Source organism: Candidatus Rhabdochlamydia sp. W815, assembly GCF_018642185.1.
GTDB classification, from domain to species: domain Bacteria; phylum Chlamydiota; class Chlamydiia; order Chlamydiales; family Rhabdochlamydiaceae; genus Rhabdochlamydia; species Rhabdochlamydia oedothoracis.
The window spans coordinates 1-12943 of sequence record NZ_JAAVTY010000030.1 but is presented as its reverse complement, the minus strand read 5'-3'; the positions used below and the strand labels follow the sequence as shown (position 1 = coordinate 12943).

9 protein-coding genes and 1 pseudogene are annotated in these 12943 nt (G+C 38.1%); 7 read left to right on the top strand and 3 right to left on the bottom strand.

What is annotated here, in order from left to right:
- A partial coding sequence (locus RHOW815_RS03470) for a transposase (RefSeq protein ID WP_215216962.1) occupies positions 1-266 on the bottom strand: 266 nt, incomplete at its 3' end.
- Positions 267-314: 48 nt separating this feature from the next.
- On the opposite strand from RHOW815_RS03470, the pseudogene RHOW815_RS03465 reads away from it, so the two are divergent.
- The 3 genes and pseudogenes from RHOW815_RS03465 to fumC all read left to right on the top strand — a co-directional run.
- Positions 315-470: pseudogene (locus RHOW815_RS03465) on the top strand (transposase); the annotation flags it as partial.
- A 313-nt stretch (positions 471-783) separates the two neighbouring features.
- Complete coding sequence (locus RHOW815_RS03460; protein ID WP_215216961.1) at positions 784-942, top strand: hypothetical protein; 159 nt, start codon at positions 784-786, stop codon at positions 940-942.
- Between the two features lie 144 nt (positions 943-1086).
- The gene (fumC, locus tag RHOW815_RS03455; RefSeq protein WP_215216960.1) at positions 1087-2460 is read left to right on the top strand and encodes a class II fumarate hydratase; all 1374 of its coding nucleotides are present in this window, start codon (positions 1087-1089) and stop codon (positions 2458-2460) included.
- On the opposite strand, the gene RHOW815_RS03450 is transcribed toward fumC, so the two are convergent.
- Complete coding sequence (locus RHOW815_RS03450) at positions 2457-2963, bottom strand: NUDIX hydrolase (RefSeq protein ID WP_215216959.1); 507 nt, start codon at positions 2961-2963, stop codon at positions 2457-2459. The two genes, fumC and RHOW815_RS03450, sit on opposite strands and share 4 nt — an antisense overlap.
- Positions 2964-3001: 38 nt before the next feature.
- Here RHOW815_RS03450 and RHOW815_RS03445 point away from each other — a divergent pair, with 38 nt between their 5' ends.
- Positions 3002-3433 carry a hypothetical protein gene (locus RHOW815_RS03445; RefSeq protein ID WP_215216958.1) on the top strand — a complete coding sequence of 144 codons (432 nt, stop codon included), beginning with the start codon at positions 3002-3004 and terminating at the stop codon, positions 3431-3433.
- Here RHOW815_RS03445 and RHOW815_RS03440 read toward each other — a convergent pair.
- Entirely contained in the window at positions 3430-4440 is a 1011-nt protein-coding gene (locus RHOW815_RS03440; RefSeq protein ID WP_215216957.1) for a 3-deoxy-7-phosphoheptulonate synthase, read from the bottom strand. The two genes, RHOW815_RS03445 and RHOW815_RS03440, sit on opposite strands and share 4 nt — an antisense overlap.
- Positions 4441-4549: 109 nt before the next feature.
- Here RHOW815_RS03440 and RHOW815_RS03435 point away from each other — a divergent pair, with 109 nt between their 5' ends.
- From RHOW815_RS03435 to RHOW815_RS03425, 3 genes are all read left to right on the top strand, one after another.
- The gene (locus tag RHOW815_RS03435) at positions 4550-5926 is read left to right on the top strand and encodes an alanine/glycine:cation symporter family protein (RefSeq protein WP_215216956.1); all 1377 of its coding nucleotides are present in this window, start codon (positions 4550-4552) and stop codon (positions 5924-5926) included.
- Positions 5927-6195: 269 nt separating this feature from the next.
- Positions 6196-11817, top strand: a complete 5622-nt coding sequence (locus RHOW815_RS03430; RefSeq protein ID WP_215216955.1) for an autotransporter-associated beta strand repeat-containing protein — start codon at positions 6196-6198, stop codon at positions 11815-11817.
- 90 nt (positions 11818-11907) lie between these two features.
- Positions 11908-12282, top strand: a complete 375-nt coding sequence (locus RHOW815_RS03425) for a helix-turn-helix domain-containing protein (protein WP_215216954.1) — start codon at positions 11908-11910, stop codon at positions 12280-12282.
- Positions 12283-12943: the final 661 nt, after the last annotated feature.

Here is a 12943-nt window from a genome sequence, read left to right as displayed (position 1 = left end):
AGTTTCTTATTTTTGTTTGATCTCGCATTATCCAAAATTACATGAATAATTCGAGCCTCTGTCTGTTTTTCTAGCTTCTTGAAAAAATCGAGCATTATATCGGCATCAACTGTCTTATATTCCTCTGTAAAAATCTTCATTCCTGTCAGGCAAAGAGCTCCAGCAAAATGCAATTGCAATTGTTTCCCGGATGTCTGCAAAGTCTTTTGAACGCCTTTTTTGATCCATCCACATACGGCTTGGGACTGATGTTGGATGCACAGCATCTATGAAATAGATCTCTTCATCAGGGTTTAAGGTCTCCTTTAAAGCCATCTTTTAAAGTTATTCCCAAAAGATGGGTTGTAGAGCGTTCTTTTGCGTGGATAGAAAAATGTCGCAGGCTATGGAAAAATTGCGAAAGAAAACTACATACAAGCCTGAATATGGTGGTTCTTGCTTTTATTGCTCTACTTTTGAAAAGATTTTAAACAGGATCTTAGATGGATTTTGCTAAATTGTTTACGAGAAATATCGCTTGGATAAGAGCGGGTCATAATTACCTCCAAAGGTTTTATGAAAACTATCATTATACCTTACTGAAAAGATTTTAAACACCTAAAAAAAGGTAGCAAGATCAAGCAGCTCTGATTATAATAATGAATTTATGTTTAATAATTTATCATATTGGCCAATTAAGAGACCAACTAAAAGTACGAAAAAGTACTTTACTTAAATCAGCTGAGTAGGGAAGTGGCAAACCCTACTTTAAGATGAATTTTCCAAGTCATGGAAGGAATAGGTATGGTCTATTTTTACGATGAATCGCTTTCATACACTATTCGAGAAGTTATCACTAATCTCAATGAGCTTCGAAAAAAAATTATTTTATTATTTGGAGAAATAGCTGCTCGAATGTATGGATTAATTCAAAAAAATCGCGCTGTAGGTCTAGAAATGTAGGATAGAAACACATATTTACTGATTAAAAAAAATCTAGTTTCTAAAAATTCTTTAAACTCTCTTTTGGAGTTACATACATTTCAGTTTGCCTAAATTACAGATCTTAAGATACAAGGAAGGTCTAGGAATTTAAGAGATAGGTATATGCGCAAAGAGAGAGATTCTTTAGGAGAGGTCGAAGTTCCAGAGGATTGTTATTGGGGAGCGCAAACACAACGCTCTTTAGCCAATTTTGCTATTGGAATAGAGAAGATGCCTATGTCTTTGATTCGTGCAATAACTATAGTGAAGCTTTCTGCTGCTAAGGTAAATCAAAAATTAGGTGTATTGGATCCTCAGAAAGCTAAAGCAATTGTTAGTGTGTGCAAAGAAATCTTGAAAGGAGATTTGGATGATCAATTCCCTTTAGTCATTTGGCAGACAGGTTCTGGTACACAGACGAACATGAATGTCAATGAAGTGATCGCCAATCGCGCCAATGTGAAACTAGGTGGAAAAAAGGGGAGTAAAGAGCCGGTTCATCCTAATGATGATGTAAATCAATCCCAATCTTCAAATGACGTTTTTCCTAGTGCTATGCATATTGCAGCAAAACTTGCTATTTGTCAAAATTTGCTTCCTAGCCTGCAGAGATTTTATCGTGCTTTAGAGCAGAAAGCAAAAGAGTTTGAAAAGATTATTAAGGTTGGTCGCACGCATCTTATGGATGCTGCTCCTTTAAGTTTAGGACAGGAATTTTCTGGATATGCTACGCAGATAAAACAGGGAATTTCTGCTATTGAAAATGCCTTAAACCCTCTTTCAGAGCTAGCTCTTGGAGGCAGCGCTGTGGGAACAGGGCTTAACACTCATCCTGATTACGCTAAACAAGTAGCTGAGGTGATTAGTCAGCAAACCCAAGTTGTATTTGTTTCAGCTGTTAATAAATTTGAAGCCTTGGCCGCAAATGATGCGATCGTTGAGATGAGTGGAGCTTTAAAAAGACTAAGCTGTTCTTTAATGAAAATTGCAAACGACATTCGTTGGCTTGGATCAGGTCCGAGATGTGGTCTTGCTGAGCTGATTTTACCAGAAAATGAACCAGGCTCTTCGATTATGCCAGGTAAGGTAAATCCTACTCAATGTGAAGCAATGACCATGGTAGCCACGCAAGTATTTGGGAATGACACAACCATTACCTTTGCAGGTTCACAGGGAAATTTTGAGCTAAATGTCTTTAAACCTGTTATGATTTATAATCTGCTCCAATCCATTCAACTGCTGTCTGATGTAGTTCGTAATTTCCAGGATAAGTGTTTAAGCGGCATACAACCCAATAAAGCTCGCATTGCCTATTACTTAGAGACCTCGCTGATGTTGGCTACTGCTTTAAATTCTGTCATTGGTTATGACAGAGCAGCAAAAGTTGTCTCTAAAGCCCATCGAGAAAATATCTCTCTTAAAGAAGCTGCAATGCAGCTGGGCTTTTTAACAGAAGCACAGTTTGATGCTGCTGTTAATCCTAACAAGATGGTTTAGGTGTTAATATGAATGCCTATTTTGGTCAGTAGATAACGAGTAACTAAAATCGGATGCAGGCATAAAAATTTGCATAAAACAAGATAAGAGACCCCTTCAACTTTTTTTTGGATAACACATTTTTGATGGGATGAAGCATCTTGAATCCAGCTTAAATAAGGGGGGGGTAATAGATTAGGCTTGGAGGATAGAAAAAATCCAATTTCTTTAGTTTCACTGCCTGTTTGTAGATTCCCTTGTACAATCGAGCATTCAAATAGATGTGTCAATTGAGTGAGCTTGTTTACTGGTGAGTACTCAGCTACTTTGCGCACAATCTGTACGCTTAAGCCTGTTTCTTCATACACCTCTCTTACCACAGCTTCTTCGGGAGTCTCTTGTTCTTCTACACCTCCTCCTGGAAGAACCCAAACAGGAATGTCTCTTCTTTTGATTAGAAGAACTTTTTGCCTCTCAGAGCAAAAGATAATTCCAGAGACCGCTTGCTTTAAATGCTTTGCCATCGATAACCTCATCTATTAGGATTTAAGTATAGAAGATTATGTTACAAATGGGAATGTGGTTTTTTGTTTTGCTGAGTTTATGTTCTTGTGGGCCTTATTATGTATCTGTTATGCAAAAATGGGTAGATGAGCGTTATTTGGCTAGTACGCATGTAGGAACCCCTGATCCAAGACAAGAAGCTCCTTTTATTGGACAAATGCTAGTTGTTCAGTGGTGTGTACCTAGTGAAATCTTAGCTTTAAACCCTGTTGCCGTATTAGATGTGATTTTCTGGGATCATACAGAGCAGAGAATTTGTTTTCCCATTACACATAAGCTCAATTATGCATATTATAAATTGTTTGATAGTGAATATGAGGAAAAAGGAGGAATTCTAACCTATAAAGCGGCTATTCTCACAGAAGATGGATGTATCTATAAGGAATGTAAACATCAATTTTGGGTAAATTTAATCAAGATTGAAGATTAGCACATCACACAGTTAGCTTGGGAAATCAACTCAGCGGTCTCTTCCCAATTTAAGCAAGGATCTGTAATGGAAAGACCAAACTCTAGCTTATCCGGTTCTAGAATTTGGTTGCCTTCTTTTAGATGACTCTCTATCATCAATCCTAAAATTTCATGCCTACCGTTCGAAATTTGCTCTAAGACAGATTCAAAGACATTTTTTTGTTTTTGGAATTGTTTTTCACAGTTATCATGCGCACAGTCAATGATAATACGCTGGGGTAAATTAAGGGCAGCTAATTTTTTCAAAGCTGTTTTGATTGACTTGGAATCATAATTAATTCCTTGATAAGAGCCTCTTAAAACAAGGTGTGTATGAGGATTTCCCACAGATTGAAAGGCACATGCAATCCCTTCTTGGTTGATGCTCATAAAAGTGTGCTTTTCTTTAGCAGATAAAACTCCATGAATGGCGTCTTCTAAAGAACCATCTGTGTGATTTTTAAAGCCTACAGGGAAATAAAGGCTAGAGGCTAATTCGCGGTGTACTTGAGAACTAGAGGTACGAGCACCAATGAATCCCCAAGTGATTAAATCGCTTAAAAAGCAAGATGAAAGAGGATCAAGCCACTCCGTTGCGCAAGGAACATGCATTTCAGCAAGAGTGGTTAGAAGCCTGCGAGACCAGAGTAACCCCGTTTGAATATCGTTACTTCCATCTAAGTAAGGGTCGTACATTAAACCCTTCCAACCTGTAATTGTACGAGGTTTTTGCAGATGAACGCGCATGACTAGAAAACAGCGGTTACTCAAAGTAGTACAAATTTTTTTAAAGCATTCGGCATAAGCAATAGCTGAGTCGATATCGTGAATAGAACAGGGACCGATAAAAAATACTTTGCTAGGATCTTCTGCTGCTGCAATCGCATTTGCCTTTTTTTTGGATTGCATAAGAAAATCTTGTGCGGATTTGGAAGGAGGGCATTGCTTTTTTAAAATAGCAGGAGAGAGTATTTGTATTTGCTTCATAAAGTTCTAGATCGGAAAAACATTGGTTTCAACCTAGCATATGTACAAAAAACGTGCAACTGCTAACACAAAAGAAGTTGTACTTGAGAATTTATAACCCAAGGTGAAAATGACTTATAAAGTATTTGTTTGGTATTTAAATCAATTAGATAAATGGATGTGGAGCTATATCTTATTCTTTCTACTCATTGGTGTAGGAATATTTTTTACGATTCGTTTAAAGGGAATGCAGTTTCGTTATTTGGGTTACTCCTTAAAATTAGCGTTTACTAGATCGGATCAGGATGCTGAAGGAGACATTAGCCAATTTCAATCACTGATGACAGCACTAGCTGCAACCATTGGAATTGGTAGTATTGCAGGGGTTGCAACCGCAATTGTTGCAGGGGGATTTGGTGCTGTCTTTTGGATGTGGATGATTGCTCTTGTAGGGATGGCGACTAAATTCATTGAGGCCATTTTAGCAGTGAAATATCGAGAGATAGATAAAAATGGAAGAATGTGTGGCGGACCTATGTACTATTTAGCAAATGGTCTGCAATTAAGATGGCTAGGGGTAATTTTCTCTATTTGCTGCTTACTAGCTACTCTCTGTGGAGGAAATCTCATACAAGCACACTCTATTGCAATAGCTTGTACCGAACTTATTCCTTGTTCGGTTATTTGGCCTGGAGTTATTATGGCGGTTCTTACAGCTTTTGTTTTGTTTGGGGGTATTAAAAATATTGCTAAGATTAGTGGTTTGTTAGTACCGATTATGGCTCTCTTATATATTGTTTCAGGTTTATTTATTTTATATGTCCGCTATGACCGTGTTTGGGAGGGATTTTTAACAATTATCCAAACAGCCTTTACAGGACAAGCGGCAGTTGGTGGTTTCTTGGGAGCATCTGTTATGATGGCAATCCAGTTAGGTGCAGCTAGAGGGATCTCTTCAAACGAAGCGGGTATGGGAAGTGCCCCCATTGCTGCAGCAGCAGCAAAAACCGATGTACCAGGAAGACAAGCCTTGATTTCTATGAGCGGGGTGTTTTTTTCTAGTTTTGTTGTATGCACAATTACAGCGCTTGTTATCTCGGTTACCGATGTTTTAGGAACAATAGGAGCAAATGGAGAAGCTCTCAATGGAGTAGCTCTTGTGATTCAGGCTTTTCGCATCATTCCCGGAGGGGAATTTATTGTGATTTTGGGAGTCATCTTATTTGGTTACACTACCATTATTGGATGGTCGTATTATGGAGAAAAAAGTATGGAGTTTCTTTTTAAAGGATTATTACAAAAAAGCTATCGGATTCTATTTTGTTTTTGTGTGTTTTTAGGCTCCATTATGAGTATAGAAATAGTTTGGCCTTTAGCAGATATTATGAATGGCTTAATGACTATTCCCAATTTAATCGGATTAATCGGCCTATCTTCTATTGCTTGCAAGGAAGCGCAGCATTTTTTTCAGCTGCTAAGCCAAGAAAAAAAAGCAGCATTCGATTAAATCGCATCACAAACTTTTTCTTTTTGGGAAAAAGGCTTTTTATCAAAATTTTATTTTACTTATTTTAGTGAATCTATAGAATTAAAAAAAAGAATAGGGAGGCTCTCAACTTCAAAACTCCACTAGAAGTGTTTAGGAGATTATCTACAAACATGCTATGCTCGGGTGCACAATAGATGTTTTTTCAAGTATTTATATGTTCTTTTTTGTGCACTTCGAGGTTGAAAGGACCACTGCTTATAAAAATAAACGGATAAAAAAAGATGTACATGAAGACACTATTGCTTTTAGCTTGCCATGTTTTGATTTTGAGCTCTAGAGCTATATGGAGCTCTGACTTTAGGGTTACAAATAATGCAGATAGTGGGACTGGGAGTTTTAGGCAATCAATCATTGATTTAAATGCTTTAGGAAGTTCACAACCCAGCACGGTTACATTTGAGCCAGGTCTTGGCAGGATTCAGCTTTTTAGCGATCTGCCCGCAATTGAAGTAGAGGGGGAATTTACCACATCTACTAGAGACTCTTTAGTCATCGATGGAAGCAAAAATCAATACCTTATATTCAGTGCATTAAGTAAACCTTTTAAAGTTAATGTTGCTCCTTCTTCTTCTTTGACTTTATCAGGAATCCTGGATTCAGGATCTCTGATAAGATCAGGTAAGGGAGAGCTCATCTTAGAAGGAAGTAATCGCTATACTGGAGGAACAGTAATCATTGGCGGTTTATTAGCTCTTTCTGGATCTGGAAGTTTAGCTCCTAATGGTAAAGTAGTAATCAGTTCTGGTGGGATACTTAATATCAGTGCTATTGAATCTGATTCTCAAACGATCAGCGATTTAAGTGGATCTGGAGGGGAAATTGTTTTAGGAGCAAAGACATTAATCATGGAAGAGAGACTTCCTACAGAATATGGAGGGGTTATTAGTGGAACAGGCTCTATTGTCAAGCAGGGATTAGCCAAGCTTACACTAACAGAGAGTAATACTTACACTGGAAGAACAACAATTGATACGGGAATACTAGCCCTTTCTGGATCTGGAAGTTTAGCTCCTACTAGTAAAGTGATAACTCATGCAGGAGCTATATTTGATATAAGTTCTATAGCAGCTTCATCTCAAGCTATAGGTAGTTTAAGCGGATCTGGAGGAGAAATTGTATTAGGAGAAAAAACATTAATCATAGGAGGAATGCTCTCTACCGTATATAGAGGAGTTATTAGTGGAACAGGTTCTGTTGTTAAGCAGGGACCTCAAATGTTCATCTTAATGGGAGAAAACACCTATACGGGTGGAACCATAATCAGTGGAGGGGTTTTACAAGGAAATACAACCAGTCTACAAGGGGACATCGTAAATGATTCTTCTCTTATTTTTGATCAAATGAGTTTGGGTGAATACGCCGGGGTGATTTCAGGATCTGGTATTCTAACCAAACAAAATATGGGATTGCTTATCTTAAGTAATGCAAATACCTATACTGGTGGAACCATAGTCAGTGGAGGGGTTTTACAAGGAAATACAATCAGTCTACAAGGGGACATCGTAAATGATTCTTCTCTTATTTTTGATCAAATGAGTTTGGGTGAATACGCCGGGGTGATTTCAGGAACAGGAGCTGTAATCAAGAAAAATGTAGGAACGCTTATCTTAAGTAACGCAAATACCTATACTGGAGGAACTACAGTCATTGAAGGGAGTTTACAGGGAAATACAACGAGTCTACAAGGAGATATTGTAAATGATGCGTTGGTTGTATTTGATCAAGTTGGTACGGGAACATATAATGGAATGCTCGCAGGAACAGGAACTGTAATTAAACAAAATACAGGAACACTTATCTTAAAAGGTAGCAATCACACCGGAAGCACAAGGATTAAAGCAGGGAGATTAGCTCTATCAGGAAGATTGCTTTCTATGGGATCTGTCGATATTCATGCAGGAGTCTTTGATATTAGTTCTATTTCAGCCACATCACAAACTATTCGTAATTTAAGCGGTATAGGGGGAGAAGTTGTCTTAGGGACAAAAACGCTTATAGCAGGATCGCTTGATGATACAATTTACGAAGGAGTGATTAGTGGAGCTGGCTCTTTTACTAAACAAGGATTAGGAACTCTTACATTTAGTGGAATACATACTTATACGGGAGCAACAAACATCTCTTCTGGGCGAATTGCACTTTCTGGTAATGGTTCTTTAGCAATAGATAACCTGGTTATTCTCAGTGGATCAGATAGCATTTTTGACATCACAGAAGCTAATGGAGCACGTAGTATTGGAAGCATTGATGGGGTTGAGGGCAGTCAAGTTTTATTAGGGGCTAATGCATTAACCGTTGGAGATTCTAATCAAACAACTTATGCAGGAATTATTAGTGGAACAGGCGCCTTTATTAAACAAGGCTCCGGAAGACTCATCTTAACAGGACCCAACACGTATTCTGGAGGAACTTTGGTTAGTGCTGGATTTCTACAAGGAAGTACAAATAGCCTGCAAGGAAATATTCTAAATAATGCTTCTATAGTGTTCGATCAAGCGCATACAGGAACATATGATGGGGTTCTTTCAGGAGATGGAGCTCTTAATAAACAAAATACAGGAACGGTTATTTTCACAGGAGCTAATACGTATTCTGGAGGAACAATGATCACTTTGGGGACATTAGCTCTTTCAGGATTGGGAACTATATTGCCTACTGGGACTGTTATAATCAATGTAGGAAACTTTGATATTAGCGATATCACTGCTTCATCGCAAACCATTGGCGAGCTAATTGGAGGAGGAACTATTTTTTTAGGAGAAAAAACGCTGATTACCGCAACTAAAAATAACACAAGTTACGTAGGAATCATTAATGGGACAGGGTCCTTTATTAAACAGGGTAGTGGGGTATTGACTTTGAGTGGAACTAATACCTATTCCGGAGGGACAACGATCAATGCTGGGACACTAGCTCTTTCAGGATCAGGAAAACTCTCTTCTACAGGATCTGTTACTATTCATGCAGGAGGCTTTGACATAAGTAACATTGCAGATTCATTTCAAAACATAGGTGATTTAAGCGGTAGTGGAGGAGAGATTATTTTAGGAGATAAAACACTAATTCAAGAAGCTTTTAATCATACAAGCTATGCAGGATTAATCAGAGGTTCTGGTGCTCTTATAAAACAGGGTTTGGGAACTCTTGTTCTAACAGGTGATAACGACTACTCCGGGGGAACTACAGTGAATGATGGGGTTCTGCAAGGAAATACAAATAGTTTGCAAGGAAATATTCTAAATAATGCTTCTCTAGTATTCGATCAAGCGCATACAGGAACATATAATGGGGTTCTCTCAGGAGCTGGATCTATTGATAAACGAGATACAGGAACAGTTATTTTTACAGGAACTAATACCTATTCTGGAGGGACAATGATCAATGCTGGGACACTAGCTCTTTCAGGATCAGGAAAACTCTCTTCTATAGGAGCTGTTACCATCAATGAAGGAGCTTTTGATATTAGTGGAATTGCAGCAGAATCTCAACCAATAGGAGACTTAACTGGAGTCGGCTTTGTTAATTTAGGAAACAAAAATCTCATTGAGGGCACTGCTAATCATACCACCTATTCCGGGGTCATTCAGGGAGGAGCTAATGGTAGATTTACTAAACAAGGCAGTGGCATACTCACTCTAACAGGAATCAATACTTATTCTGGAGGAACAATCATTAATGAGGGAACGCTAGCTCTTGTAGGTTCTGGTACTTTAAACCCCGCAGGAGATGTTATCGTCAATGCAGGGGTTTTTCATATTAGTGATATTACTGCTGCATCTCAAACAATAGGTAGCTTAAGTGGAACGGGAGGTATTGTTGAGTTAGGAACGAAAAATCTCATTGAAGGCACAGTAAATGATAGCACTTACTCAGGAGTCATTCAGGGGAGCGGATCTCTTATTAAACAAAATACTGGAACACTTACTCTAACTGGAGTTAATACCTATTCTGGAGGAACAATCATTAATGGAGGAACTCTTGCTCTTTCAGCTCTTGGGGCTTTACATTCTGCAGGAAATGTTACTATCAATGAAGGAGTTTTTGATATTAGTGATATTACAGCAGAGTTTCACACCATAGGAGATTTAACTGGAGCCGGCTCTGTTAACTTAGGATCTAAAATACTGATTACTGGAGCTAGCTCTGTTGACTTAGGATCTAAAATGCTGAGTAAAGGAATAGCTAATCACACCATTTATCATGGAGTTATTCATGGAGAGGATGATGGCGTGTTTATCAAGCAAGGCATTGGTACTTTGAAATTAACAGGATCGAGTATTCACACAGGACATACGCTAGTCGCTGAAGGCATTCTTCATATTCATGGGAAATTAAGAAGCACTGTTAACGTGTTGCCTAATGCCTCTTTAATGGGCAATGGAACAGTTGGCCATTTAATAAATATGGGGGATGTTTCGCCAGGAGAGTCCATTGGAACAATCGAAATCACTGGGGATTTTAAACAATCTACTGGGGGGCGATTGAGTATAGAGATAGCTCCCGATGGAGCAACTGATTTGCTTCAAATTACAGAGACCGCAACCCTAGACGGAGCATTGCGGGTCATTCCTGAAGCTGGGGTTTATCTAGAGGGAACAACCTATACCTTTCTTAGCGCAGGATCAGTTACAGGACAATTTAGCAGTACTTTTAGTACTCGGCGTCTTGATTACGCCATCAACTATTTTCCTACACAAGCCCAACTCTTAATTCTTGCCTCCTCTTTAATTATTCCTGCTAGACCAGATGGTAATGCAGGAGCTGTAGTAGATTACCTATTCTGTTCTTCTTTTGATTTTGCTAATCTTGACCTTGATGCAGTTGCAAAAGCCCTGCTTATTCTTCCCGCAGATCAGTATGCACAAGCCTTGAATAGACTAACCCCCTCTCAATTTGGAGCCTTTGCCTTAAACGAGTTGGAAAATAATTTTAGTCTAGCAAACACCTTCTTTGTAACAGGAGCAAACCAAAGATCCTGTTGTTATGCAACCTGTGAATCTACTAATATTTGGATCAACCCGCTAGGGCTTGTCTATTCGCAAAAAAATCGCCTTCAACTAGGTCAGGAAGCCATAGGATTTACCAATCACACTTATGGAATAGCAGCTGGGATAGATCATCTATTGAGTAATGATTGGACATTAGGTTTTGGTCTTGGTTATTCCTACTCTCATTTACACTGGAAACATCAAGCCGGAAAAGCTAGAGCTGATTCTGGGTATTTAGGTCCTTACATAGGATATGATTGTGGAAGTTTTTATTTTGGCCTTCTTGTACTAGGAGCAGGTAATTTTTATGATGTAGATCGAAAAATTGTATTTCCAGGGATATCTCGCGTAGCGAGTAGCCATCCCAATACTTGGGATCTTTCCGAAGTTATCTTAGCAGGTTTTAAACTAGAACCCTTTTATCACTTCTTTGTGCAACCAGAGTTTCTATTAGATCAGTTGAATATCTTTCAAGAAAGATTTCAAGAAAGCGGAGCTGGTTCGATTGATTTAGCTGTAAAAAGAAAACATACCTCCTTTCTACGCTCGTTAGTCAACCTAAAATTTACCAAAGAATGGGTTTGCTGCAATATGTGTTTAGCTTCTAGCGTCAACGTAGGTTGGCTGAGAACAACTCCTTTAACAGGAAGACATTACACCGCTAGTTTTCGAAAAGAAACCTTCTGCTCTCCTAATTTTTCCGTGACTAGCTTTAACCAAGTAATAGATCAAGCTCTTGTAGGTGGACAACTCCTCCTCTCTTCTCAAGGTGGTTTTAGTGTATTTTTAGGTTATGATGGCAGGTTTGGGAATGGTTCTAAGGTGAATGAGATAAATCTAGCTCTGGATTGGAGGTTTTAAGATCATTTGCAGCTCTGGATGTATTTTAAGAGCCTGTTTAAAATCTTTTCAGTAAGGCATATAGAAGCATTTTCACTACATAAAAACCATTTGTTCGTTGTAAAAAGTGTTTTAGCAGAATTGCGAAAGAAAACTACATACAAGCCTGAGTATGGTGGTTCTCGCTTTTATTGCTCTACTTTTGAAAAGATTTTAAACAGGCTCTTAGAACACAAGTTAAAGCATCCAAAAGACTATTCTGAACGGAATAGGCTTTGTGTAATTTTGGGCTATGATGAGGGAATCTCAACAAAAAATCTTGCTAAAACACTCCGGATAAGCCCTATCAATGTTCAGGAATACCTCAGAGAATATGATTCCGAAAATAAAACTGGAAGTAGCCCTCGAGGCGGTAGCAAATCAAAGCTTTCACAAGACCAAACAGAGTCTCTACTAAAACACCTACAGGAAAAGACCTATAAATGAAAGCTTTAAAATAAGGGGTTATGCAAGAAATCTAATGTATATCACGGCTTCTAAGAGCCAACTCATTTGTCGTCTTTACCTATTTCTTAGGTTTTCTCCTATGGCTTACCGTTTAAGTCTTGTCTATTACACATGATTTCCAAGTAACTCACCTTACGCACATACAGAGGGAAAAAGTGGCTTGATAAGCAGCGCGGTCCTCTATAGAGAGTACATAAGGTGAGCATGTAATATTTGTCCCATAATGTTTCCTTTGACGCTAAATGTTTATAGTATACACCATTATACTTTGGGACTAAACATGTAGCCTATTTCAGGTAATTATACAATTTGCAGTTTTCAAACTCTGCATATCTTTCTTTTGCTCTATAAAAAGGTTAATATAAATTAATGTGTTATTTAAATACAATTATATTAAAATAAATAATATAAAAATACCTCACTTAATAAGTAATAGTAATACTTAAAAACAAAGGTTAATTATGCAAGAGTTTGAAAAGGCCTCTTTAAATGACCTTCTTCATGAAGAAATATCCGAACACATTATACTAGAAACGATAAATAATGCTCAGCACGGATGTTCTCCTGAGCTATTACAGCAAATACTTCCCTCCATGTACCTTATGGATACACACATAAAATTTATGGTGCTTAAGTTTAA

Coding starts and splice junctions, on each gene's coding strand:
- fumC (WP_215216960.1), top strand. CDS start 1,087: ATGCGCAAAGAGAGAGATTCTTTAGGAGAGGTCGAAGTTCCAGAGGAT.
- RHOW815_RS03440 (WP_215216957.1), bottom strand. CDS start 4,440: ATGAAGCAAATACAAATACTCTCTCCTGCTATTTTAAAAAAGCAATGC.
- RHOW815_RS03450 (WP_215216959.1), bottom strand. CDS start 2,963: ATGGCAAAGCATTTAAAGCAAGCGGTCTCTGGAATTATCTTTTGCTCT.
- RHOW815_RS03445 (WP_215216958.1), top strand. CDS start 3,002: ATGTTACAAATGGGAATGTGGTTTTTTGTTTTGCTGAGTTTATGTTCT.
- RHOW815_RS03430 (WP_215216955.1), top strand. CDS start 6,196: ATGAAGACACTATTGCTTTTAGCTTGCCATGTTTTGATTTTGAGCTCT.
- RHOW815_RS03435 (WP_215216956.1), top strand. CDS start 4,550: ATGACTTATAAAGTATTTGTTTGGTATTTAAATCAATTAGATAAATGG.
- RHOW815_RS03460 (WP_215216961.1), top strand. CDS start 784: ATGGTCTATTTTTACGATGAATCGCTTTCATACACTATTCGAGAAGTT.